Genomic DNA, 24,347 nt, shown 5'->3' with positions numbered 1-24,347 from the left:
TTAACTGGGTTAAACAAAATTACAATTTTGGGGAAATTCATTTTTTGAAAGCAATTAAAAAATATACCTTTGAGACAAATTTGAGCAAATTTGCTTAAATTTAGGCGTGTTCTAAATTTTCATCATAAAAATAAGTAAAACAATCTTTTACTCACGGTATTTGTCGCAGCAATACAGATAATCATATCCCATTAGATATTCCAAAAGATTAATAACCCGATTATTTTAAATGTTTTTGTATGTATTCAGATGATTGAATCAATAAAAAATATCTAACTTTTTACTGAATAGAGCATTAAAATACCTCGTATAATACAAAACAACCCTAAAACAGTATTCGCAAGCGAGTCAGAATGAAAAAAAATTACTACTCAACGATGATGAAGAAAATGGTAATTTTTCATTTAACCTCTAACTGCCGCTAATTAGAATGAGCACTTTACCCTCTGAAGAATTAACAAATAACGATGGAGAGATTCCAACGTTAGAGATTAGAATTTTAAAAAAAGATGCCGAAACCGTCTTTCATCTTCTTTTACAAAAGGAAATTTCGTTTAGCTGTTTCCAAGACAAAAAAGACGCCGACAATATTTTTTCATCTTCTCCGAAATCCCTTCCTACGCCTGTTAAAAAGGTAAATTTGAGTATCATTGAACAATTGTCAAGTCTGCATAAGGAGGTCACGAGTCATATTACCAACAAAATCCCCTCGGTCCAGGAAGCCTCTGAAAGACTAGGGCTTAGCCCTTCTAAGTTTAAGACAATTTTCAAGAAAATTTACCAAGAGCCTTATTACCAATACTTTAAGACTCAAAAACTAAAGCAGGCAAAGGTACTAATCGAAAATGAAGAGTATTCGGTCAAAGAAGTTTCGGAGTTGCTGGGGTACTCTGAACCCATTAAATTCATCATGGTGTTTAAAAAGAGATACAAAATCACTCCCGGAAAACTGAAAACCAAATACCCTACCGAGTTTCATACGGCCAAGAAACCGCAAGTTTGATTTTCAGTCAGCGGTTGGAGTGATTTCCCTTGCTCATAATGCTATAATGGGATATTTCCGTGTTTTTTCTTGGGAAGGGTTGCCACTTTATTTTCAAGCATTTTAAACGCTCGCATCAGTTTTTCTCGGGTCTGTTCGGGATAAATTACTTCATCAATGTAGCCCCGGTGCGCCGCACGGTACGGGTTGGCAAACTTTGTGGTATATTCCTGCACTTTTTCCTGCAATTTGGCCGCAGGGTCTTCTGCTTCCGCAATTTCTTTTTTGAAGATAATCTCGGCCGCTCCGCTTGCACCCATCACTGCGATTTCGGCCGTTGGCCAAGCGTAGTTCATATCCGCACCGATGTGTTTTGAGTTCATCACGTCGTAAGCTCCACCGTAGGCTTTGCGGGTAATGACCGTCACGCGCGGCACGGTTGCTTCGCAGAAAGCGTACAGCAGCTTGGCACCGTTGGTGATGATGGCGTTCCATTCCTGATCGGTGCCAGGCAAAAAGCCGGGTACGTCTTCCAATACCAGCAGAGGAATGTTGAAACTATCACAAAAACGCACAAACCGCGCCCCTTTGGTGCTTGAGTCAATGTCTAAAACCCCCGCCAAAACCGCGGGCTGATTGGCCACGATTCCGATGCTACGACCACCCAAACGGGCAAAGCCGACGACTATATTTTCGGCAAAATATTTATGCACTTCCCAAAAACTGCCCGCGTCCACAATTTCGTCAATTACCTCGCGCATGTCGTAGGGCTGGTTGGGGTTTTCTGGAATCAGCGTGTTCAGTTTAAGGCGTTTTTCGTCCCCACCCACGTACGGAAGCATGGGCACGTCTTCCTCACAATTTTGGGGAATATAACTCAAGAGTCGGCGAATATCAGCAATGCACTCCACCTCGTTGGCACTCACAAAGTGCGTCACTCCAGATTTCGTGGCGTGGGTCATGGCTCCGCCCAGTTCTTCCGAAGTTACGTCTTCGTGCGTCACGGTCTTGACCACGTTGGGCCCCGTCACAAACATATAGGAGGTGTTTTCGACCATCATGATAAAATCCGTGATGGCTGGCGAATACACCGCACCACCCGCACACGGCCCCATAATGGCCGAAATCTGCGGAATAACGCCTGATGCTAACGTATTTCGGTAAAAAATATCGGCATAGCCCGCCAACGACAACACCCCTTCCTGAATTCGAGCCCCACCTGAGTCATTGAGACCAATGACTGGTGCGCCGTTTTTCATGGCTAAATCCATGATTTTACAGATTTTTTCGGCGTGGGTTTCCGATAATGAGCCCCCAAAAACCGTAAAATCCTGCGCAAATACGTACACCAACCTTCCGTCGATGGTGCCATAACCAGTGATGACACCGTCGCCCAAATAATATTCTTTATCTAAACCGAAGTCTTTACAACGGTGCATGACAAACTTGCCGATTTCTTCAAACGACCCTGCATCCATCAACAACTCAACCCGTTCGCGAGCGTGCAGCTTGCCTTTTTTATGTTGTTGCTCAATGCGTTTTGCCCCACCACCGAGCAATGCTTCTTCGTTTTTGGTATCAAGGATTTGGTTCCGGTTCACAGGTTGATTCGTCATAGCGGTTGGTTAGCTCGATTCAGGAATAGTTTATAAAAGTCCGTCACAAATTTAAGCGAGTTTATAGCTTAATCTAATGAGTTATGCGCCGAACATTTGCTAAAGAACTATAGAGAACCCGATTATTTACGGTCAATACCCGACAGGATGCGCCGAATTTCGTTGGCTCGCTGCATAAAGTCAACACTGGCCTTAATGTCGCGGTCGTCAATGAATGTTTTATATTGTTGCAAAAACTCAATATAATCTCCCAACGCCCGCGAAAGATTTTCGCGGTTTTGGTCAAAAATGGGTGCCCACATCGCGGGCGAACTTTTGGCCAAACGCACCGTCGAACTGAAACCTGTACTCGCCATATCGAAGATATTTTGCTCGTCGCGTTCTTTTTCCAACACCGTATATCCCAAGGCAAACGACGTTACGTGGCTCAAATGCGATACATACGCTAAGTGTAAATCATGCTCTGCGGGCGTCATGTAATGAATTTTCATGCCGATGTCTTTGAAAAGCGCCTCGACCAGGGCTACGCTATCGGCATCGCTTTTTTCACAATCGCACAAAATGACGTTTTTTTCGGGCAACAATTCGCGAAACGCCGCCGAAGGCCCTGAGTTTTCGGTTCCCGCCATCGGGTGAGCGGCCACAAAGCGATGGCGTTTTGGGTGCGCATCAGCCACTTCACAGATGAGTTGCTTGGTTGAGCCCAAATCTACCACGGTGGCGGTATCAGAAATCAAATCCAATACTGTCGGCAACAGCTCAACGATATAATTGACGGGTACGGCAAGCACTACCAAATCGGAGTTTGGAATGGCCATTTCCATCGGAAGAACCTCATCTACAATGCCTTTGGCAACCGCCAAACGACCGTGAACATCGGAAGCATCTACCCCGACAAAATGCATTTTTGGATATTTATCCCGTAACGAAAGCGCATACGAGCCGCCAAGGAGACCGATGCCGATAATTGTGGTAACCATTTTTGAATTAATTAGAGAATCAGGAAGTATCTCGCTCCTGTTGGGATGCAAAAGTAGAAAGTTCTGGTTTTTAATCCGGCTTTTTGTTTCGTTAATTTGTCTCCTTCAAAAACGAATGATGTCTGATGACCGATTCCCTATCAATGCTGGATAATGTATACATGCGCCGCGCGTTGGAGTTGGCGGCGCTTGGGCGCGGCAGCGTAAGTCCCAATCCGATGGTGGGCTGCGTGATTGTACACAATGACCGAATTATCGGTGAAGGTTGGCACCAACGCTATGGCGACTGGCACGCTGAGGTCAACGCCGTCAATGACGCACTAACGCGAAACGAGGCTCTTCTCCTACCAGAATCTACGGTATACGTAACCCTTGAACCTTGTTCACATTTTGGCAAAACGCCCCCTTGCGCCGATTTATTGATTGAAAAGCAAGTAAAACGAGTCGTTATTTGCAACGACGATCCCAATCCGCTCGTGGCAGGAAAAGGAATTCAGAAATTACGAGACGCAGGAATTGACGTTACGACGGGCGTATTGACCGAAGAAGGCCGCAAACTCAACGCCCGCTTTTTTACATTCTTTGAAAAAAAACGTCCTTACGTCATTCTCAAGTGGGCCGAAACCGCCGATGGATTCATCGCCGACGAAGACAAACAACCGCTCACCATCAGTTGCCGACAATCGCGCACGTTGAGCCACCAATGGCGCACGCAAGAAGATGCCATTTTGGTAGGAACCAACACCGCCCTCAACGACAATCCTCAACTCAACGCCCGGCTGTGGGCGGGGCACAATCCCGTCCGAATCGTGCTTGACCGCACCTTACGACTGCCGCGTGAACTTCATTTGTTCGATAATTCACAAAAAACGATTTGTTACAACGCCTTCACCAACGAAGAAGCAGGCGCAACCACATTTGTGCAAATCAATTTTGATGATATGTTCCTCGATCATTTTTTTGAAGACCTCCACCACCGCAAAATTCAATCTGTACTGGTAGAAGGCGGTTCTCAATTACTGCAAGCATTTCTGAACGATGGCCGTTTTGACGAAATTCGTATTGTAAAAAGCCCTAACCCCATCGGCAAAGGCACCTCGTCGCCCCTCTTGCCGCCAGGCGTTAGGTTCATGACGCAAGAAAAAATTGGGGTGGACTGGCTGGCCTATTTTGAAAAAGAGGGATAGAATGGACACCCCGCCGATTTTATACAACTAAAAAAGCCGATGGTATCATCGGCTTTTTTAGTACTAAGATATTTTAAAACCAAAACGTCTATTGCTCGGCCACCAACTCGTTGGTTTCGGGTACGAGCAATTGAGCAACTTCGCGTTTTTGATTCGCATTGTTCAACGCAGCTTTTACAAAATGAACAAACAGAGGATGCGGAGCCATCACCGTGCTTTTAAGCTCAGGGTGGTATTGCACACCGATAAAATAAGGGTGTTTCGGCAATTCAATCACCTCCACCAAGTCATTCTCAGGATTGATTCCCGACAACACCATGCCCGCTTTTTCGAAGTCTTTGCGGAACTGGTTGTTGAACTCATAGCGGTGGCGGTGACGCTCGCTGATGTTTGATTTTCCGTAAATTTTATGCGCCAACGTGAGCGGTTGCAATTTACAGGCGTATGCCCCCAAACGCATCGTTCCTCCTTTGTTGGTAATGCTTTTTTGCTCTTCCATCATCCCAATAACGGCATGGTCGGTTTCGCTGTCCATTTCGGTAGAATGCGCATCGGCCCAGCCCAACACATTGCGGGCGTATTCGATGACCGCCATTTGCATTCCCAAACAAATTCCGAAGAACGGAATTTTATTTTCGCGTACGTACTGCACCGCCGCGATTTTGCCCTCAATACCTCGCTCGCCAAAACCCGGCGCCACGAGTACTCCGTCCAACGCCGCCATTTTTTCGGCTGCGTTATCTGGCGTAAGATGCTCAGAGTGAATCCATTCTATTTCCACTTTACATTCATTGACCGCTCCTGCATGAATGAATGACTCGGTGATGGATTTGTAAGCATCATGTAATTCCACGTATTTTCCGACCAAACCGATGCGAATCGTGCTTTTTGGGTTTTTGAGTCGATCAACAAATACCTGCCATGCATCCAAATCTACGTCTTTGTCGTCGTAGATGTCTAGCATGTAAAGTACACGTTGGTCGAGTCGCTCTTTTTTCATCAAAAGTGGAACATCGTAAATCGTGGAAGCATCCATGGCTTCAATCACCGAAGCGGGCTGAACATTACAGAACAACGCGATTTTTTTACGCATTTCGACCGGAAGCGGATGCTCCGTGCGACACACCAGAATGTCGGGCTGAATACCTGACTCTTGCAACATCCTAACGGAGTGCTGCGTAGGTTTGGTCTTCAACTCGCCCGCTGAACTCAAATACGGAATCAACGTCAGGTGAATCACAAGAGCGTCGTTGACTCCCAATTCAAACTTCAGCTGACGCACCGCCTCCAGAAACGGAAGCGATTCAATATCGCCCACACATCCACCGATTTCGGTAATGACTACGTCGTACTCGCCAGTTTCGCCCAGCAAAAGCATTCGGTTTTTGATTTCGTCGGTAATGTGAGGTACTACTTGAACCGTTTTTCCCAAAAAGTCGCCGCGACGCTCCCGCATGATGACATCGTAATAGATGCGCCCAGTGGTGACGTTATTGGCCTGAGAAGTACGTACGTTCAGATAGCGTTCGTAGTGCCCTAAATCGAGGTCAGTTTCGGCACCATCGTCGGTGACATAGCACTCGCCGTGTTCGTAAGGATTGAGTGTACCCGGATCAACATTGATGTACGGATCGAATTTTTGGATAGTGACCGACAATCCCCGTGATTGAAGGAGTTTTGCGAGGGAAGAGGCAATGATACCCTTTCCCAAAGATGACGTTACGCCGCCCGTAACGAAGATATATTTTGCGGTTTTTTGCCCGTTAGCAGCCATGATTAGCAGTGAGTTTTTGACTGGTTACGGGATACAAAGGTACTAAAATTTGGCACTGAGGCACTATCAGATTTTACAAAGCACCTCTATTTTCAATGTAACACACTGACAATCAATATTAAAAAAAAATTTAAAAAGTTGAAAATAGTTTGTCGGTCACAATTTGGTTCAACTTTCTTACTTTTACTTTTCAAATCCCCGTCCTCTATGAGTGCTGTTCTTCGTCTGTTGCTACGTCTGTTTCTTTTTGCGATTTTTACCGTTGGAATCATTTCGGTTTGGGAAGGTATGAAGACTGGCAAATGGTTTTCACTCGGAGCGGCTGGAGAGACCGAAACGACCCACGCCATGGTGCTAGAAGAGGTGCAAGCGATGGGAAAACTGGAGCTGGTGCGGTACAATTTTAAGGACATTGTAGAGCACGAACAAAAACTCCAGTGGTTTCCCAATCCCAAAGCCATTTTGATTGTGCAAGGCGAAGCCATCGGCTGCATTGATTTAACCAAAATCACCACCTCCGACATCACGAGTGCGTCTGACACCGTAGTGGTGCATTTGCCTGAGCCGGAGTTGTGTAGCTATAAAATCGACCACACAAAATCAAAGGTCTACAATACCGAATATGCCTTTACGGAAGAGGCAAAACTGGTACAAGAAGCCTACCAACAAGCCGAAAAACAAATCCAAAAATCAGCGCTGGATTTGGGCATCTTGGAGCAAACAAAACAGAATGCTAACCTGATTCTGAAACCCGTATTAGAGAGAATATCGGGCAAAAAGGTGGTGCTGCGCTATCGCTTAAAAGCGACCATTCCCAACCCAAGGTAAGGGCCTAGAATGAACCAACAAAACCTATGATAAAATGAAGAATACGCTTACCCTTAAAGTTGTCCTCTGCGTGGTCGGGGGGCTTTTACTCCCTTTTTTGCCGCATGCGCAGCAATCAATTTCCGTCACCTCCCCCAATCGCTTCGTTGCCCTAACCACCACCTTGGCCACAAATAGCACTATACAGTATCGCGTCAGCTACAAAAACAATACTTTTATCGAGCCATCTTCGTTGGGTTTTTCATTGAGCAGGCCCAAACTTACCCTTTCCCAATTCACGATTGTATCGGTTGATTCCTCCACGACCGACGAAACTTGGCAGCCTGTGTGGGGCGAAGTAAACCGCATTCGAAATCATTATAAAGCCCTCAGCCTACTCCTGAAAGATAAATCAGGCGTGTTGGTCAAGGTACATTTTCGGGTGTTTAACGAGGGGGTAGGCTTTCGGTACGAATTTCCCAAACAGGAAAATTTGACGCATTTTGTGGTTGCCGACGAGCTCACCCAGTTTAATTTGGCGGGAGACTACAAAGCGTTCTGGATTCCAGGAGACTATGACACCAACGAATATCTTTATAATACCACCAAGCTCAGCGAAGTAAACGCCGTAGCGGCGGCGGCCAAAGAAACCGACATCGCGCTCAAGTCCGTTATCGGCCCCAATGCCGTACAAACACCGCTGATGCTCAAAACGCCTCAGGGGCTTTATATCAACCTCCACGAAGCGGCATTGGTCAACTATCCAGTGATGCATTTGATGTTGGACAAAAAAACTTTTACGCTTACATCGCACTTAGTACCCGACGCCGTGGGCAACAAAGCTTACCTGCAAACACCCTTTCAAACCCCTTGGCGCACCATCAACGTCAGCGACAAAGCGACCGACATTTTGGCATCAAAGCTCATTCTGAACCTGAACGAGCCTTCCAAAATCACGGATGTTTCGTGGATAAAACCGCAAAAATTCATCGGGATGTGGTGGGAAATGCACGTCGGGAAAGCCACGTGGGAAAAAGCAAGCGGAAAACACGGCGCCAACACGGCCAACGTAAAAACGTACATTGATTTTGCGGCAAAACACGGTTTTGATGGTGTATTGGTGGAAGGCTGGAACGAAGGTTGGGAAGATTGGTTTGGCAACTGGAAAGAAAACGTGTTTGATTTTATTACCCCTTACCCTGACTACAATTTGGAAGAACTGACGGCCTACGCGCGGCAAAAGGGCGTCCGGATCATCATGCACCACGAAACCTCTGGCTCGGCCACCAACTACGAGCGCTGGATGGACAAAGCCTACAAATACATGAACGACCACCAAATAAACACCGTCAAAACGGGTTATGTCGGCAAAATCATTCCTCGGGGCGAGCACCACGACGGTCAATGGATGGTCAATCATTACCAGCGCGTCGCCGAAAAAGCCGCTGAGTACAAAATCATGGTAGAAGCCCACGAACCTGCGCACCCCACGGGCCTGCACCGCACCTATCCCAACTGGCTCGCCAACGAAGCCGCGCGCGGCAATGAGTTTAACAATGCCCCCAAACTCGGCCTCGTGCCCGAGCACGAAACCATATTGCCTTTTACCCGGTTGATGGGCGGGCCCATGGACTATACACCCGGCTTTTTTCATTTTCAATTGAACCAGTACGACGCCACCCGTACCACCCGCGTCAAAACAACCCTCGCCAAGCAATTAGCGCTGTACGTGACAATGTACAGCCCTCTGCAAATGGCGGGCGATTTTCCCGAAAACTTCAATAAACATTTAGATGCTTTTCAATTCATCAAAGATGTACCCGTAGATTGGGATGATACCCAAATTTTAGAGGCCGAACCGGGTGATTATATCACGATTGCTCGCCGGGAAAAAGGCAAACCTAACTGGTTTCTGGGCGCTATTTCCGATGAAAACAGCCGAACAACTGCGCTTCCCTTGAATTTTCTGGAAGAAGGCGCCACTTATCAAGCCACCATTTATCGAGATGCCGAAAATGCAGATTGGCAAACCAATCCTGCGGCATATTCAATAGAAAAAATGACCGTTACAAACAAAACAACGCTGAATTTACGTTTAGCTAAAGGTGGCGGGTGTGCCATCAGCTTTCGTAAAATGTAAGTTTTTATTCTTTTTTCAAGTCCAATATCCATGCAAAACACTACTTTAAAAGTCACACTCTTTGCTCTTTTCGTTACCCTAATGTCTCATTCTTTAATGGGCCAAATCGACCAATTGAAGCAAAAAATCCAGCAAATCGCCTCTAAGACCGATGGCACATTGGGCGTGGGGATTTTAGGGTTGGAAAATCGAGACACGCTTACGCTCAATAACCACGTTCATTTTGCGATGCAAAGCGTGTACAAATTTCATTTAGGATTGGCCATTTTGAATCAGGTTGATAAAGGAAATCTCAAACTGAACCAGAAAATCCTCATTCAGAAAAAAGATTTACTGCCAGATACGTGGAGTCCATTACGCGAAAAATATCCCAATGGAAACATAGAAATTCCTCTCAGTGAACTGTTCCAATTTACGGTTGCCCAAAGCGACAACAACGGTTGTGACATTTTATTCAGAATTATGGGCGGACCCAGAGTGGTTGACAACTACATCAAGAGCATTGGCATGACGGATGTTTCTATCCGAACTACCGAAGAAGAAATGCACAAAACCGAAGGTGCACAGTTCACCAATTGGACTACTCCTTGGTCGGCGGTGCAATTATTGGAGAAGTTTTACCAAAAGAAAATTCTTTCGCCTACCAGTCACGCCTTTATGTGGAAAGTATTGACCGAAGCCAACACCGGAAGCGGAAAAATCAAAGGATTGCTACCCGCAGGAACCCTAGTGGCGCACAAATCGGGTCTTTCGGGAGCAAACAAGGAAGGCATTACGGCGGCCACCAACGACATCGGCATCGTGACCTTGCCCAACGGCAAGCATTTTATCATCTCCATTTTCTACGGCAACACCAAATTGAGCGACAAAGAAAGCGACAAAGTCATTGCCGAAGTAACCAAAGCGGCTTGGGATTATTTTTCGGCCAAATGAACTAGGTATTTGTCGTTTCAAATTCCGAAAAGCGTCGCTACCTTTGCCCATTGTCTCATTTTCCATTCACTACTACTCTAATTAGTTTACATCGTGCGTATCGGAATCTTTTTTGGCGGCCCCGCGCGTGAGCGCGAAATTTCTTATGCAGGCGGTAAAACGGCCTATGAAAACATGGACAAGGCGTTGTTTACGCCCGTATTGGTATTTGTAGACAGCCTCGGCAATTTTATCCTGACCGATGAGTCCACCCTTTACCATGCTGGCATCCGCGCTTTTTATCCGGGGCCTGCATTCAGGGAAGGCGGTTTTGAAGTATACATTGAGTCGTTACAGCAACAACTTTCGCAGGCCGAATTGGAAGCCCTAATGCACGGTATTGGCACGCCGATTCAACCGCAGGATTTTAAAAAATATTTCGATTTTGCTTTTATCATCCTCCACGGCCCCGACTGCGAAGACGGTGCCATTCAAGGCCTAATGGAGTGGCACAAAATGCCGTATATGGGTCCGGGTCTGCTCGGTTCGGCCGTAAGTATTGATAAAATTTTGCAAAATGAGCAAATCGCCCGCGCCAATGGTCAGCAGAAAAAAATGAAAGTAGTCCGCTGGGAAGAGTGGAACGGTGGCGATGTCAACGTCATTTTTGAGGCTGCCAAAGCCGCCGTAGGATTGCCTATCGTGGTAAAAGCGCCCCACCAAGGCTCTTCGATTGGGGTAGCGATTGTGAAAGAAGACAGCGCTTCGGCCTTTGCTGCCGCAATGAATCAGTGTTTTTTCTCGTTGGAAATAAAATCTGACGATTGGAAGAGTTGGTCAGAAGCCGAAAAACACGCTTTTGCGCAGCGCATCGGCAACCTCGACGAAAGCATCGGTTATCCCGTAGTGATTCAGCAAACGGGCGAAACCATTTACCACCCCATCGATTTGATTGAAAAACTGGATTCGTCGCCCTTTTCTTCCCGCGTATCGCTGCTCTCTGTTAATGCCGAAGACCAAGTATTGCTGGAAGAATTTATGACGGGGCAGGAGTTTTCGTGCGGCGTCATTCAGGACGACGACGGCACCGTCATTGCCTTACCTCCTACCGAAATTGCCAAAATGGATGAAAATCAGACGTTTGATTTCAAGACCAAATACAAACTCAACGTTACCCGTAAGTTTATTCCGGTGAGAACGGTACTTGAAAACAACCAAAAGATTCAATACAACATTGCATTGGTATTTGAGAAATTGGGTATGAACGCCGTAGCTCGCATTGATGGCTTCCTCACTCCCGACGGGCGTGTCTTGCTTCACGACCCCAATACACTGCCCGGTATGTCGCCTACTTCGTTGATTTTCAAACAAATGGCCGAAATCGGATTGGACGTTACGCACGCCATTACGTACCTGATTCGGCAATCATTGCGCGAGCGTATTCGTACAGGCAAAGACACGGTGCATTTACGGCAATTGCTGGCGGCTTTAGATGCCAAAATCGAACAAAAACTTTCGGAGCTTACTCTCCAATCGGTTGAATTTGAGGCTACTACGGAGGCTTATATGGAAGCTCGTCGTACTTTCAGCCAACTTTCGGCCTCTGGTAAAGTAAAACCCACAGCAGTGTTGAAAATCAGCGATGAAGAAAAATACGAATTGCCAGTAAGTTTACTTTTTAAAGATACCATTGAAGATGTGTTGGAAATGGTTTCGCAACCCCTACACCCACTCATCGAAGAAACCCGCGAAAAGGCGAAGAATATTACCCGTCGTTTTGTGGGATAAAAAAACGATACTTGCCAAGTCTGGAGGACCCCGTCTCGGCGACCCCGTCTAGACGACTTGGCAAGTATGGAAAATCTATTTTTCAGGCAAGTGTACTTCGGCCATCATGCAACGGGCTGAGCCGCCGCCATTTCCTTCAATGACCGACAAATCGAAGTGCAAAAGCACGGCATAGTCATCGATTTCGTCGCGTTGCTTAGCAGAAAGAGATTCAAATGCCTGCGTCGACATGACCAACAGTTTTTCGCCGCGTTTGTTATTGACCAACAGCATATTACCCGCAAAACTATTCATTTGCTCCAAAGTGATTTCAATCACTTGTTTACCCGTTTTTTCGAGCTCTTCACGGACCATGAGCCGCTCGTCGGGGTCTTGAATCGACTGCAAACACACTACTGCAAACGAATCGCCGACGCACATCACCACGTTGGTATGGTATACAGGTTTTCCACCCGCATCTACCGCATTGAACTTCACAATTTTGTAGCCCGTTTCGTGCGCAAAGGCATCCAGCACTTCCTCGTGCGTGCGGGGCGAGAGGCAGGCATACGCAATTTTATAACGACGGTCTAGCACCATACTCCCCGTGCCTTCGAGGTATTTTCCCTGCTGCTCAAATGACGACAAATCAATGATTTCTTCAACGTGAAAACGCTTCCTGAGGTCTTCGACGATATCCATCCGTCGCTCCAAACGACGATTAGGGGCTTGCATCGGATACAGTACTACCTTGCCGCTTTGGTGAAAAGAAATCCAGTTGTTAGGAAAAATCGAATCGGGTGTAAAAGGCTCAGGCGTATCTTCATAGACGGTTACTTCTACGCCCGCCGCCGTAAGCTGTGACACCATGTGTTCAAACTCTTCCAAGGCTTCCTGTTGCGCAGCTTCTTTGGTTTTAGCGGCAATCTCAACGCTCTGAAATGCATTACTTTCGGCGGTTTCTTCATTAAAAGCGAATCGCACTGGTCGAATCATCAAAATGTGCGATGTGGCTTGGGGTTGCATTTTGTGCGACATATCAACTTCTTTTTCTGATTTTAGGAAAACATTTGGGATACCTCAAACTGAAAATCAGCGATTACGGGCGCTGCTGAAATTACCTCGTTACCTTTATAAGCCTTTGATTCATCGGGGCTCGCATAAACGTATATTTTTTGTTGCTTGGGAACAATGTACCACACCAACAGCCCCCCTGCGTCAAAATAATCCTGTACTTTTTCAATCACATCTTCAAAAGATTCAGAATCAGACAATATCTCAATGGCAAACTTAGATTTTACCCGCACTTTTTGGCGCATTTGCTGGATTTCTTCGGCAGTAAAATAAGTCAAATCAGGCACTCGCTTGCGGGTTTCGCTTACATAAGAGTCTGATTCAGGCATTAATACATCCCCTCTTTGATAACTTGCGGTTGTAGTAAAAATTCTTTGCAGAAAAGCTGCAATAAAAATTTCGTCTTGCTTCATAGATTCCTTTTGAATGATTCTGCCATCTAAAAATTCAAAACTCCCTTCCGACACGTGTTGGCGCTGCCAATTTTCAAACTCTTCGACGGTTTGAAGGTCAGTAGGCAATACCTCAGTTTGAACTAATGTGGTTGTCATAGCTTCCTTAATTTTATCCTAAAATTAGCCATAAAACTGATGAATCAAAATAAGAAATTGACTAAAAATCATCCCGTAAAATCGGTAAACTCATGCAATGTGAGCCTCCACGCGCCCGCGAAAGCTCCGCCGAAGGCAACATGATAAACGTATCGGTGAGGGTATCGGGAGAAGAAATTCCCGCTTCAAATTCATCCAATAAATCTTTGGCCCGAACCGTCCTGAACCCTGCCGTTCGGAAGGCCTCCAGTGTTTTATCGTTACGGTCGTAGCCAATCACTACGCCGTCTTTTAGCGCCAATAAATTGCAAGAATCGGTCCATTGTTCACGTGCTCCAAAAGGAAATTCGTTGTTTCCAGAATAAATAAATTGCACCGGCTCTGCACATCCCAAGTCATTTTTGCTGATGTCGGTCAATAAATCTTCCAAATTTTCGATTTCGGTGGGTTTGTTTTCCCAACCTTTATTAAACTGCATAATTTGCAGGCGGTCTGGGTCTTCTTTTGGTGCAAAAAAATGCAGCACATCCCGTTTTTTTGCTTCGTCACCTTGCCGCGCAATCGCTCCTAGCAGCACCCACATATTGCGTTTTACCTGCGTAAATACCGTATCAATGTGCATATAATCGCGCTTTTTGGGAATTTTGACGATAGTAATGGTATCTACTACATTTCGTTCAAACAGCGCTTTCATTACCTGCTGGGCCGCATAAAGCGTGGTACGCTCGCTACAACCAATCAATAAATGCCGAGGGGCTACCATCATCACATCCCCCCCTTCGAGGGTTGACCGCAGATAATCACTTTTAAGCTCATCGTCGGTCAACAAAAAATGGTGCTCGTTGTCGGGGATTTCGATGATATTGTCACGATACACCTCAAACATCGGATGATAGAAAAAGATGTATTGCGTCAAAAGCGACTCCCGGGTGCGGGCCGTTTTGGCAGGTTTGTTCAACAAAACATAATCGTTGATGACGATTCCAATATCACGCGTGAAAATGAAATTGGGAACGGGCGCAAAAATCATGGACTTATCGGGCAATGACCCTGAAATCAGGATTTTAGCCAATTCCGACGCGTCGTATTCTTTAAGTTTGTGTTGTATTTTGAACGAACAACGCTCCACCGCGCAAATCGACGCAATCAATTTGGTCTTGATGGTTTCGTTTTCCAGAATTTCGGTCAAAAGTTTCTGAATATCGACCACCTTATCCGAATTAAAATATTGAGGATTTCCCGGTTTATAAAACGACCGCGAGGCATCGGCGTCTATTTCTTTCAACTTCCCTTTTACTTTTTCAGGGTCAAGGAAATACAGCAGAATCTTGACGTAATAATCGTACTCCTCACGCCGCATCGTATCGAGGTGTACAATATCTTCAAAAAGCCAATCTTGGGCTTTGGAAGGAACCACTTTTCCTAACCCACGGTCAGGACTGTGAATGAGGAGTTTGCGCAGCGTGCCAACTTCAGAAGAAACCTTAAGTTGATGAGTTGAATTCATGAGAATAAGTTTGTAGTGATTCGTTTTTGGTAGAATTATTGGGGATGTAATCAATCCCGAGAAATTCGGAGACGAACCTAAAAAGTTGTTTTTTCGCAAAATACAATTTTGACGCAAAACAAATATCTATCAAATCAAAATAGCTTAAAATAACTATTTTGGAGTATATATTAAATTAAAAATGGGATTTTTGAGGGCAATTTAACAATCACAGTTTATTGGATTGATACACTATGACTGGTAAAAAAGACTTGCTTTGACACCCGATCGAAGGTAAAATCAAGCCGCCCCAAACTCGCACCACCCCAGCCTGCCTGATTCACCAACACGGGCTTGCCGGCTAGATTTTTCAAGGCGGTAGGCTCATTCAGAAACGTGTGTGTATGCCCACCAATGATTAAATCAATGTCTTTTGTTTGCGGTGCCATCACCAAATCCGACATCTCGCCGTCACTCATTTTATAGCCCAAATGCGAAAGGCACACCACCAAACTACATTTTTTCTCTTGGCGCAAAAACGTGGCGGTTTCATTGGCCGTTTTGATGGGGTCGAGGTATTTGGTGCCGCCAAACAGTTTTTCAGGAATGAGGCCTTTGGGGTCAATTCCCAAGCCAAAAACGCCGATTTTAACGCCCTTTACCGTAAAAATTTTGTAGGGTTGCGCCAAGCCTTCCATGGCCGTTCCTTTGAAATCGTAGTTGGCCACCAAAACGGGAAACTTAGCGTATTCTTTGATTTGCTTTACGTACAACTCCAGACCGCCGTCAAAATCATGGTTTCCCATCGTAACCGCGTCGTAGCCCATTTGGCTCATCAGTTCAATCTCGGGACGGCCTTTGTAGAAATTGAAATAAGGCGTTCCTTGAAAAATATCTCCCGCGTCAAAAAGCAACACATTGGCCTCTTCTGACCTGATTTTACTTAAAATACGCGCCCTATTGACCACCCCACCTCGTCCGGCCAAGCGGTCTGTTTTAGGAAACGGCTCCAAACGGCTGTGCTGGTCGTTGGTGTGCAAAATGGTGATTTTTAGCGATTCCGCGTTGGTGCTCGCCCAGGTTTCAAAAGGCCATTGTCCCAATGCCACCGCACCACCGATACCTGCTATATTTCTGAGGAATAATCTTCTTTCCATTTCTTGATATTATTTTACGGTGGTCCGTCCGTCTTTTGTTGGGTTAAGCTCCTGATTTTGTTGTCCTTTGCGTCGCAAATAATCAGCAATGGCATCACGCATCAGGTAACGAAGAATCTGAAAACCCTGATTGTTTTTAACGATAGCCGCCATGTCGCTGCTCACGGCCATGTAGTCGCTCGTGATGAGCGTGTAGGTTTGCTTTAAATCCAGCGGTTTACCGCCGATTGTAGCCTCCAGTGGTTTATTGGTCGCTTTGTCGATAACCAATTTCACGCCCGATTGGGGCTCTTTGCGTTGCGCCAAATACTCAATCACCTTCTGCATGGTTTCGCCCGTGAGCGTAATGGCCACCAATTCGTTGTCAAAAGGCATGACTTCGTACACATTGCCGAGGGTAATATTTCCCGCGGGAAAATCAGTTCTGATTCCTCCGTTGTTGGTAATGGCCACGTCTACGGGTTTACCCAAGCGTTCCTGCCCCATTTCGCGCAAAATATCCGCCATTAAATTCCCTAATTCAGATTCGGGCACTCCTTTGGAAAGCCGACGCGGCGATTTTACCAATACCGTATTCATGTTTGTTTCCAAACTATCGCGGTAAGGCTGTAAATACGCAGCAATCTGTTGCGAAAGCGCTCCCGAGGGGGCTGAAGCGGTATCACTGACGGCGATGGGGCGCAGTTGGACGGGCTTGGCAATAAAATAACGCGTACAGGCCGTCAACGAAGCTGCAAACAGCGCAATCAGCAGGATATTTTTTTTCATTTTTTGGTTAGGTCAAGAATGTTGATGGCCGAAAGTTAAGAAATTCTTCTTAGCCCACGACCTTTAACTCTTTTTCCAAGGCCTCCCGGCTTTCGGCCACGATACGTTCGTAATAGGCTTCATATTGCGGCAAGATATTGGCTAAATCAAATTCTTTGGCCCTTGCCAGCGCATTTTCTTTGAAACGTGGAAGATTTTCTTCCTGTAAAATGTACGCGGCGTTTTTGACCATGTCTTCGATATCGCCCACATTGCTCATAAACCCAGTCACACCCTGAATGTTAAGTTCGGGCAAGCCACCCGCATTTGACGTAATCAGTGGCACTTCACAGGCCATGGCTTCGAGCGCGGCCAAACCAAAACTTTCGGTTTCGGAAGGCATCACAAACAAATCAGCCACCGACAACACCTCTTCGATGGCGTCTAGGTTGCCCAGAAAACGAACATCGTGCATCAATTTCATCTCTTTACACATGTATTCGATTCGGCTGCGCTCGGGGCCATCGCCGACGAGCAACAACTTGGAAGGCACAATGTGACGCAGTTTGTCAAACATCAACACAATGTCTTCGATGCGTTTTACCTTACGGAAATTAGAAGTGTGAACGAGCAATTTTTCGTTGTTAGGACAAATTGCCAGCTTGAAGTGGTCTTTTTTCTGCTTTTTAAACCGATCTAAATCAATAAAATTGGGAATAACTTCAATTTCTTTGGTAATCGGGAAAGACTCGTTGGTGGCGTTTTTGAGAAATTCCGACACCGCCGTTACTCCGTCGGAGGCATTGATACTGAACGTAATTACTGGCCCAAAAGCCGCATCACGACCTACCAACGTAATGTCGGTTCCGTGCAGGGTTGTGATAAACGGAATATGAATTCCTTGTGATTTCAATATCTGTTTTGCTAAATACGCCGACGAAGCGTGCGGAATGGCGTAATGCACGTGCAACACATCCAGTTTTTCGTCGTTTACTACATTAACCATGGCGCTCGAAAGCGCAGATTCATAAGGTGCGTATTGAAAAAGCGGATAATTGGGAATATGAACTTCGTGGTAAAAGATATTTTCGCCAAAAAAATCGAGGCGGGTAGGTTGCGAATATGTGATAAAGTGGATTTCATGGCCAACCGCAGCCAGGGCTTTGCCTAACTCGGTGGCTACTACACCACTACCCCCAAAGGTGGGATAACAAACTATTCCTATTTTCATTCGTAAACGGAGCGTTAGATGGACTGATTTATAATTACAACAAAAAAAATCCAACTTTTTCTCCTTAGTGCATGTAAAGATTTTGTGAACTCGCGAAACGCTTCAAATTTTTTTGGTGTTTCGTACAGAGTTGAAACCCAAATTCATCATCCTCCATACTCCATTTCTCATTGAAAAAACGACTAACCATAAAAGACGTAGTGCTTGGTTTTCTGCGGCTTATCCGCTGGCCAAATCTCCTGATTATCGCAGTAACTCAGTACATGGCGCGGATTTTTCTGGTTGGCCCAACCCAAGATTGGCGGTCGATTCTGGGCGAGTCTACTATTTTTTTTATTAGCCTTTCTACCGTACTTATTGCAGCGGCGGGTTATATCATAAACGACTATTTTGACATAAAAATAGACCTTATCAATAAACCCGACCGGGTGATTATCGGCCGCTACCTCAAGCGTCGGGTGGCCATGGGGGCCCATCAGGTACTGAGTTTTGTGGGCTGTTTATTGGGGTTATGGGCGGGTAAATGGATTTTTTTAATCAGTGTTTTATCCGTAACACTGCTTTGGTTTTACGCCTCGTATTTTAAGAAACGCCCTTTTATCGGCAATCTTATCGTTTCTTTGTTGACCGCCCTTTCACTTTTAATTCTGGCCGTTTACTATCCTCAAAATCGCAATTTGGTCCTTCTTTACGCCCTTTTTGCTTTCGGAATTACGATGATTCGCGAAATCATCAAAGACATGGAAGATGTCAGGGGCGATGTATCGCACGGCTGCCGCACATTGCCCATTATTTGGGGAATTCGGCGCACCAAACTTTTTCTTTACGTTCTCATTGGTTTGTTTATTCCTAGTCTTTTTGCGGTGGCGCATTGGCTCAACAATGCGCGTCTGGGTTGGATGTTTGTGGGCTTGGCATTGTTAATCAGTTGGTTGGTATATCGCTTGGTTTATGCCGATACCAAACGGGAGTTCGGAGCGTTGAGCAGTTTATGTAAAATCATTACGTTAGTCGGGATGGTTAGTATGATATGGATAGTTTTTTAAATTTGGGTTATTATTCATCTTTCCCCCCAATTCTCCAATGAAAAAATACGCATTGTTCAGTCTCATCTTAATCGCAACGGTAATCAGTACGCGCATTCAGGCCCAAACGTGCATGGGCGTAAACATGAAAGCAGGAATGGGCTACGAAATGGTCACCTACAACGCCAAAGACAAACCCACTGGAAAAATAGTGTATACCGTCAAAAACATAAGCACCGAAAATGGCACCACGCTTATGTCTATGGAAATGCAAAACTTCGATGCCAAAGACAAACTTCAAGCAACCAACAATTATAAGTGTGCTTGCAAAGGCAATGAATTGATGGTTGATATGACGGCAATGATGGCGGGCCAAGAAAACCCCATGCTAAAAGATGCCAAAATGACCTTTACTTCTACCGACCTTACCTACACCGACAATTACACCGTCGGTGCAGCGCTGAAAGATGCCGAACTGAAAGGACAAGGCGAAATGGACGGAGGAATGATGCTTAACTACTCGATGTCGATGAAGAATCGGAAAGTAGTGGCTCAGGAAAATATTACCGTTCCAGCGGGTACTTTCAACGCCTATAAGGTAACTTCCGACATGACCGTAAGTACCAAAACCATCATGAATATATCTTTTGATTTTCAAGTGGTCAGTTTCCGCGCCCCCAATGTGTTGTGGGATATACGCTCCGAAACGTATCGCAAAGACAAACTCATGGGTTATAGCATACTGACCAAAGTATTTTAGTAATCTGATGAGGGTGTTTTATTGAATACAATTTATCAAAAAAACTATCAGTTCTACCAGTTCTACTCCACTTCGGGTTGCCCAACGGCAACCCTTATTTTTTCCATTTCAGGGTATTGAGCAGGTGCATGACATCTTTTCTGAGAAAATCAATGGCGGGCTTTAGAGAATCTTGCTTGTCGGCAACGGTAAAATACAGCGCCCCCCGTAGGTAATGCTTGGAAGAATCTGTCGTAAAAAACTGGGTATAACTCGGCACATCTCCCGCCAAATCAAGCACCACTGCCGTTTGACCCGATTTTGTTTTGATTACCTGTTCCCTAATTCCGGTGGCCCTCACCTGATGTTTTCCTGCTAGTCGATATGCATCATTGATAAATCCTGACAAGCGCTGCGGGTTGTTTTGTACCGGCTTGTACGTCAACTGAATACTGGCATTCAAGGAAGGATACGCCACAAAAATCCAGTGCGGCTCCGCCATGCGGAAGGTATCGGGCAAAATCACCGCACTTTTGGAGTATTCAAACGTGTAAGGATGGTCTTCCTTCAGGGTTTGGTAGGTTTGGGGGGGCAAATCCATCCGCGGGTAGCCTTTGGGCTTAGGAACATAATCGGGCGTGGAAGAATTACAGGAACTAAGCAAAAAATATAGCGGCAAAACGCAAAGAGTCAAAAACCCAATGAGCCCTGTTCTCCTGTTCCCATTTTCCGTTTTCCGTTTTTCGTTTTCAACGGCAAAACGCATTTGATTAAAATACATAACTGATTTCCTTAAAATCAAAATATTCGAGTTTATTATTGATTTGAACCGCCAAATGCCCCGTTTCGGCTACTCCCACAATCACCCCTTCTATCTCTTCACCAGCCCGTTGAAATAAGTGCGGCTCCTGATAACGAAAAAGATGCTGCAAATAACGTGTTTTCAGGAGGTCATACTTTCGATTACGCAATAAAAGATAGTTTTTTTCAATCGAAGCCAACAATTCAGGGAGAAGCGATTCCAACGACAACTCCCTCCCGAGCATCAACCGCAGCGAAGTAGCACGGCCTTCTTCAAAATCAAGCTGATTGATATTCAGGCCGATTCCTACGACTGAACTTTCCAGGCGATTTCCCTGTAATGTATTTTCAATCAAGATTCCGCCTAGTTTTTGATTGTTTACGTAGATGTCGTTGGGCCATTTTATTTTTAGGAGAGGCCCCATGTAAGGAAGTAAAAAATCAAAAACTCCCAGCGACACCGCAATGTTTAACCGAAACTGCTCATTTGCCATCAAAAAATGGGGGCGTAAAATCACCGATAGCGTAAAATTTTCGCCCGGCTTAGCAAGCCACTGATTGCCGCGTTGGCCGCGCCCTGCCGTCTGGTAATCGGTTATGACAACGGTCCCTTCCAAGCCTTGGCCTTGGCGCAACAAATCAGCCGCTTCGTCGTTAGTCGACTGACAAGATGGCAGATAAAGTATTTTTTTTCCAATAAACAGGGTTTTGGGCTTACTTTTGTACAAAATTTTTTAATTTTAGAATTGAATTGATGCAATTTAAAACTTACGCATGAAACAACGCAAATCAAACATTATATCTTCAGAAGAACTGTGCCAGCTGGTTGTGAAGGGAATGCAGGAAAAGAAAGCAGTAGACATCGTAGTGATGGACCTGCGCGAAATAAAAAACTCCATTACAGACTTCTTTGTTATTTGTACCGGTAACTCCGATACCCAAGTAGACGCCATCGCCGATTCTGTCGAAGATGAAGTACAAAAAATCACGAACTCATTGCCTTGGCAGCGTGAAGGGCGTGAAGCCAAAGAATGGATATTGATTGATTATGTGGATGTTGTGGTCCATGTTTTCAAGAAAGAACGTCGTGAATTCTACGGATTGGAACAACTCTGGGGTGATGCCAAAGTTACCCACGTCGAGGAGGAATTTGCCTGATTGAACATTAGAGATAAAAATAGTGTTTTCTCATTGTACGTGAAAAACTCAGCTCTTGCACGTATAATCAACCATACCTGTTTACAATAATCCATTTGTTAATTGTTTTTCGTCCCCGCAGCAACAACCCTTTTTCATTGGTTTTTGACCGGCTCAACGATTAATTATTAACCATTAACCGTTAACGTTTCAATTATTATGTCCGAAAACAATGGAAATCCGCTTAACTCCAATAACCGCAATCCGCGCCGTTCCGGGTATCAGGGGTGGATTATTGCGGCATTGGTGTTAGCAATTTTGGGGATTACCTTCTTCAGTAAAAATACTGCGGTAAGGCCGATTACCCAAAAGAAATTTGAGAAGATGGTTCAAGCACACGAAGTGCAAAATATCGTCATTGTCAATAACGAATTTGTAGAAGTAACGCTTACCCCCAAAGCGATGGAAGACCCCAAATACCGCGCTTTGTTTGCCGATAAGCCTTATTTTGGCAACGGAGGTCCCCAATTTCAGTTTGAAGTTACCTCGGCCGATAAATTTTTGGATGACTTCCAAAAACTAAAACCTGATAGCGATTCAATTGACTACGATTTTGATCGCCGCAGCGACTGGACAGGCTTCCTCAGCACTTGGGGCTTCCTGATTATCATGATTTTGGCCATGTATTTTTTGCTTGGCCGCATGACAGGCGGTGGTGGTCCAGGTGGTCAGATATTCAACATTGGTCGGTCACGTGCCACTCTTTTTGATGCCGAAAACAAAGTTAAAATAACCTTTAATGATGTTGCTGGTCTTGAAGAAGCCAAAGAGGAAATCAAAGAGATTGTTGATTACCTAAAAAGCCCCGGCAAATTCACCAAACTTGGGGCAAAAATCCCGAAAGGTGCTTTATTGGTAGGCCCTCCCGGTACGGGTAAAACCCTCATTGCAAAAGCAGTAGCGGGTGAAGCCGGTGTCCCTTTCTTTTCCCTTTCAGGTTCTGATTTTGTGGAAATGTTTGTAGGAGTAGGTGCCGCGCGTGTGCGTGATTTATTCAAACAAGCCAAAGAAAAAGCGCCCTGTATCATCTTTATTGATGAGATTGACGCCGTGGGCCGTTCACGCGGTCGGGGTGCGATGCCCGGAGCCAATGATGAGCGCGAAAATACCTTGAACTCCCTGTTGGTAGAAATGGACGGTTTCGCGACCGATTCAGGCATCATCATCATGGCGGCCACCAACCGTCCAGATGTACTTGACCCAGCGTTGTTGCGTCCCGGTCGTTTTGACCGCCAGATTTCGGTTGATAAACCCGACATCGTGGGCCGTGAGGCTATTTTTAAAGTTCACTTGAAGCCTATAAAGCTTTCTCCTGATGTAGACCCTAAAAAATTGGCCGCTCAAACGCCCGGTTTTGCAGGAGCTGAAATCGCCAACGTGTGTAACGAAGCCGCCCTAATCGCGGCCCGTCGTGATCGTGAAGAAGTGACCATGCAGGATTTTCAGGACGCAATGGACCGAGTAATTGGTGGTTTGGAGAAAAAGAACAAACTTATCTCGCCCGACGAAAAGAAAATCGTAGCCTACCACGAAGCAGGACACGCAGTAGCAGGATGGTTCTTGGAGCACGCTGACCCATTGGTTAAAGTAACGATTGTACCCCGCGGTGTAGCGGCTTTAGGATATGCGCAATACTTACCGCGTGAGCAGTATCTATACCGTACCGAGCAGCTCATGGACGAAATGTGTATGACGTTGGGGGGCCGCGCGGCCGAAGATGTCGTGTTTGGCAAAGTGTCTACGGGCGCCCTCAGCGACTTGGAACGCGTAACCAAATTGGCACACAGCATGGTAACCGTATACGGTCTGAACGACAAAATCGGGAACATGTCTTACTACGATTCCAAGCAGTCTGAATACTCTTTCAATAAGCCATATTCGGAAGAAACTGCTCGCATGATTGACGAAGAAATGCGGAAAATCATTGCGCAGGCCTACGACCGCTGCCATGCCTTGCTCTCTGAGCACCGCGAAGCGCTGGAAGTAATTGCCAAAGAATTGTTGGAAAAAGAAATCCTGTTCCAGAGTGACTTGGAGCGTTTGATTGGCAAGCGTCCTTTCGAAAGAGAGACGGTATATCAAGCCTACATGAACACTGAGAACAGCAACGATCAGGTCAAAGAAGAGAAAGAGGAAGAAGCGACCAGCGAAACCGAAGCAAAATAAGCATTTCA

General features: G+C 45.6%; 21 protein-coding genes. 10 read left to right on the top strand and 11 right to left on the bottom strand.

The genetic code is table 11. The annotated features are described in order from the left end of the window. Window positions 1-430: 430 nt before the first annotated feature. Complete coding sequence (locus NCI00_RS16190) at window positions 431-1,003, top strand: helix-turn-helix transcriptional regulator (protein ID WP_253529199.1); 573 nt, start codon at window positions 431-433, stop codon at window positions 1,001-1,003. Between the two features lie 41 nt (window positions 1,004-1,044). Here NCI00_RS16190 and NCI00_RS16185 read toward each other — a convergent pair whose 3' ends face one another. Together NCI00_RS16185 and NCI00_RS16180 are read right to left on the bottom strand one after the other, a co-directional pair. After that, a complete protein-coding gene (locus tag NCI00_RS16185; protein ID WP_166560576.1) occupies window positions 1,045-2,598 on the bottom strand; it encodes an acyl-CoA carboxylase subunit beta in 1,554 nt (517 codons plus the stop codon). Window positions 2,599-2,720: 122 nt separating this feature from the next. After that, the gene (locus tag NCI00_RS16180) at window positions 2,721-3,578 is read right to left on the bottom strand and encodes a prephenate dehydrogenase (protein WP_253529198.1); all 858 of its coding nucleotides are present in this window, start codon (window positions 3,576-3,578) and stop codon (window positions 2,721-2,723) included. Window positions 3,579-3,703: 125 nt separating this feature from the next. Here NCI00_RS16180 and ribD point away from each other — a divergent pair, with 125 nt between their 5' ends. After that, the gene (ribD, locus tag NCI00_RS16175) at window positions 3,704-4,765 is read left to right on the top strand and encodes a bifunctional diaminohydroxyphosphoribosylaminopyrimidine deaminase/5-amino-6-(5-phosphoribosylamino)uracil reductase RibD (protein ID WP_253529197.1); all 1,062 of its coding nucleotides are present in this window, start codon (window positions 3,704-3,706) and stop codon (window positions 4,763-4,765) included. 88 nt (window positions 4,766-4,853) lie between these two features. Here ribD and pyrG read toward each other — a convergent pair whose 3' ends face one another. Next, a complete protein-coding gene (gene pyrG / locus NCI00_RS16170) occupies window positions 4,854-6,539 on the bottom strand; it encodes a CTP synthase (protein WP_253529195.1) in 1,686 nt (561 codons plus the stop codon). Window positions 6,540-6,746: 207 nt separating this feature from the next. Between pyrG and NCI00_RS16165 the strand changes: the two genes are divergently transcribed. From NCI00_RS16165 to NCI00_RS16150, 4 genes are all read left to right on the top strand, one after another. Beyond that, window positions 6,747-7,367 carry a DUF4230 domain-containing protein gene (locus NCI00_RS16165; protein WP_253529193.1) on the top strand — a complete coding sequence of 207 codons (621 nt, stop codon included), beginning with the start codon at window positions 6,747-6,749 and terminating at the stop codon, window positions 7,365-7,367. A 34-nt stretch (window positions 7,368-7,401) separates the two neighbouring features. Next, window positions 7,402-9,486, top strand: coding sequence for a glycoside hydrolase family 97 protein (locus NCI00_RS16160; protein WP_253529191.1), 2,085 nt, complete (start codon window positions 7,402-7,404; stop codon window positions 9,484-9,486). 81 nt (window positions 9,487-9,567) lie between these two features. After that, entirely contained in the window at window positions 9,568-10,419 is an 852-nt protein-coding gene (gene bla, locus NCI00_RS16155) for a class A beta-lactamase, subclass A2 (RefSeq protein ID WP_253529189.1), read from the top strand. Between the two features lie 93 nt (window positions 10,420-10,512). Then, the gene (locus NCI00_RS16150; RefSeq protein WP_253529187.1) at window positions 10,513-12,186 is read left to right on the top strand and encodes a D-alanine--D-alanine ligase family protein; all 1,674 of its coding nucleotides are present in this window, start codon (window positions 10,513-10,515) and stop codon (window positions 12,184-12,186) included. 75 nt (window positions 12,187-12,261) lie between these two features. Here NCI00_RS16150 and ctlX read toward each other — a convergent pair whose 3' ends face one another. The 6 genes from ctlX to bshA all read right to left on the bottom strand — a co-directional run bounded on the left by ctlX (window position 12,262) and on the right by bshA (window position 18,411). Continuing rightward, complete coding sequence (gene ctlX, locus NCI00_RS16145; protein ID WP_253529186.1) at window positions 12,262-13,203, bottom strand: citrulline utilization hydrolase CtlX; 942 nt, start codon at window positions 13,201-13,203, stop codon at window positions 12,262-12,264. Window positions 13,204-13,223: 20 nt separating this feature from the next. After that, on the bottom strand, window positions 13,224-13,790 hold the full coding sequence (locus tag NCI00_RS16140) for a Uma2 family endonuclease (RefSeq protein ID WP_253529185.1): 567 nt from the start codon (window positions 13,788-13,790) through the stop codon (window positions 13,224-13,226). A 61-nt stretch (window positions 13,791-13,851) separates the two neighbouring features. Then, on the bottom strand, window positions 13,852-15,297 hold the full coding sequence (locus tag NCI00_RS16135) for an arginine deiminase family protein (protein ID WP_253529184.1): 1,446 nt from the start codon (window positions 15,295-15,297) through the stop codon (window positions 13,852-13,854). 215 nt (window positions 15,298-15,512) lie between these two features. Next, a complete protein-coding gene (locus NCI00_RS16130; protein WP_253529183.1) occupies window positions 15,513-16,433 on the bottom strand; it encodes a bifunctional metallophosphatase/5'-nucleotidase in 921 nt (306 codons plus the stop codon). A gap of 9 nt (window positions 16,434-16,442) precedes the next feature. Continuing rightward, window positions 16,443-17,201 carry a 5'-nucleotidase C-terminal domain-containing protein gene (locus NCI00_RS16125; protein ID WP_253529182.1) on the bottom strand — a complete coding sequence of 253 codons (759 nt, stop codon included), beginning with the start codon at window positions 17,199-17,201 and terminating at the stop codon, window positions 16,443-16,445. A 49-nt stretch (window positions 17,202-17,250) separates the two neighbouring features. Further along, window positions 17,251-18,411, bottom strand: coding sequence for an N-acetyl-alpha-D-glucosaminyl L-malate synthase BshA (bshA, locus tag NCI00_RS16120; protein WP_114066811.1), 1,161 nt, complete (start codon window positions 18,409-18,411; stop codon window positions 17,251-17,253). 170 nt (window positions 18,412-18,581) lie between these two features. Between bshA and NCI00_RS16115 the strand changes: the two genes are divergently transcribed. Together NCI00_RS16115 and NCI00_RS16110 are read left to right on the top strand one after the other, a co-directional pair. Then, entirely contained in the window at window positions 18,582-19,457 is an 876-nt protein-coding gene (locus NCI00_RS16115; protein ID WP_253529181.1) for a geranylgeranylglycerol-phosphate geranylgeranyltransferase, read from the top strand. Between the two features lie 37 nt (window positions 19,458-19,494). After that, window positions 19,495-20,196: a TapB family protein gene (locus tag NCI00_RS16110; RefSeq protein ID WP_253529180.1), complete on the top strand. Its 702-nt coding sequence runs from the start codon at window positions 19,495-19,497 to the stop codon at window positions 20,194-20,196. A 94-nt stretch (window positions 20,197-20,290) separates the two neighbouring features. Here the strand turns inward: NCI00_RS16110 and gldD are convergent, their stop codons facing one another. After that, the gene (gene gldD / locus NCI00_RS16105) at window positions 20,291-20,956 is read right to left on the bottom strand and encodes a gliding motility lipoprotein GldD (RefSeq protein ID WP_253529179.1); all 666 of its coding nucleotides are present in this window, start codon (window positions 20,954-20,956) and stop codon (window positions 20,291-20,293) included. Next, window positions 20,946-21,704 (bottom strand): biotin--[acetyl-CoA-carboxylase] ligase, encoded by a 759-nt coding sequence (locus tag NCI00_RS16100; RefSeq protein ID WP_253529177.1) that lies wholly within the window; start codon window positions 21,702-21,704, stop codon window positions 20,946-20,948. Before NCI00_RS16100 ends, gldD begins: the two co-directional genes overlap by 11 nt. 46 nt (window positions 21,705-21,750) lie before the next feature. Here NCI00_RS16100 and rsfS point away from each other — a divergent pair, with 46 nt between their 5' ends. Both rsfS and ftsH read left to right on the top strand, forming a co-directional pair. Further along, a complete protein-coding gene (gene rsfS, locus NCI00_RS16095; RefSeq protein WP_114066815.1) occupies window positions 21,751-22,134 on the top strand; it encodes a ribosome silencing factor in 384 nt (127 codons plus the stop codon). A gap of 198 nt (window positions 22,135-22,332) precedes the next feature. Then, window positions 22,333-24,339 carry an ATP-dependent zinc metalloprotease FtsH gene (ftsH, locus tag NCI00_RS16090; RefSeq protein ID WP_166560590.1) on the top strand — a complete coding sequence of 669 codons (2,007 nt, stop codon included), beginning with the start codon at window positions 22,333-22,335 and terminating at the stop codon, window positions 24,337-24,339. The last annotated feature ends 8 nt before the right edge of the window (window positions 24,340-24,347 follow it).

Source organism: Runella salmonicolor, assembly GCF_024158025.1.
Lineage (GTDB): Bacteria > Bacteroidota > Bacteroidia > Cytophagales > Spirosomataceae > Runella > Runella salmonicolor.
The sequence above is the reverse complement of the archived record's forward strand: the minus strand, read 5'-3'. Positions and strand labels throughout refer to the sequence as shown.

Coding starts and splice junctions, on each gene's coding strand:
- NCI00_RS16125 (WP_253529182.1), bottom strand. CDS start 17,201: ATGAAAAAAAATATCCTGCTGATTGCGCTGTTTGCAGCTTCGTTGACG.
- NCI00_RS16135 (WP_253529184.1), bottom strand. CDS start 15,297: ATGAATTCAACTCATCAACTTAAGGTTTCTTCTGAAGTTGGCACGCTG.
- ctlX (WP_253529186.1), bottom strand. CDS start 13,203: ATGTCGCACAAAATGCAACCCCAAGCCACATCGCACATTTTGATGATT.
- gldD (WP_253529179.1), bottom strand. CDS start 20,956: ATGTATTTTAATCAAATGCGTTTTGCCGTTGAAAACGAAAAACGGAAA.
- bla (WP_253529189.1), top strand. CDS start 9,568: ATGTCTCATTCTTTAATGGGCCAAATCGACCAATTGAAGCAAAAAATC.
- NCI00_RS16130 (WP_253529183.1), bottom strand. CDS start 16,433: ATGGAAAGAAGATTATTCCTCAGAAATATAGCAGGTATCGGTGGTGCG.
- ftsH (WP_166560590.1), top strand. CDS start 22,333: ATGTCCGAAAACAATGGAAATCCGCTTAACTCCAATAACCGCAATCCG.
- NCI00_RS16180 (WP_253529198.1), bottom strand. CDS start 3,578: ATGGTTACCACAATTATCGGCATCGGTCTCCTTGGCGGCTCGTATGCG.
- NCI00_RS16140 (WP_253529185.1), bottom strand. CDS start 13,790: ATGACAACCACATTAGTTCAAACTGAGGTATTGCCTACTGACCTTCAA.
- bshA (WP_114066811.1), bottom strand. CDS start 18,411: ATGAAAATAGGAATAGTTTGTTATCCCACCTTTGGGGGTAGTGGTGTA.
- rsfS (WP_114066815.1), top strand. CDS start 21,751: ATGAAACAACGCAAATCAAACATTATATCTTCAGAAGAACTGTGCCAG.
- NCI00_RS16110 (WP_253529180.1), top strand. CDS start 19,495: ATGAAAAAATACGCATTGTTCAGTCTCATCTTAATCGCAACGGTAATC.
- NCI00_RS16185 (WP_166560576.1), bottom strand. CDS start 2,598: ATGACGAATCAACCTGTGAACCGGAACCAAATCCTTGATACCAAAAAC.
- NCI00_RS16190 (WP_253529199.1), top strand. CDS start 431: ATGAGCACTTTACCCTCTGAAGAATTAACAAATAACGATGGAGAGATT.
- pyrG (WP_253529195.1), bottom strand. CDS start 6,539: ATGGCTGCTAACGGGCAAAAAACCGCAAAATATATCTTCGTTACGGGC.
- NCI00_RS16160 (WP_253529191.1), top strand. CDS start 7,402: ATGAAGAATACGCTTACCCTTAAAGTTGTCCTCTGCGTGGTCGGGGGG.
- NCI00_RS16165 (WP_253529193.1), top strand. CDS start 6,747: ATGAGTGCTGTTCTTCGTCTGTTGCTACGTCTGTTTCTTTTTGCGATT.
- ribD (WP_253529197.1), top strand. CDS start 3,704: ATGACCGATTCCCTATCAATGCTGGATAATGTATACATGCGCCGCGCG.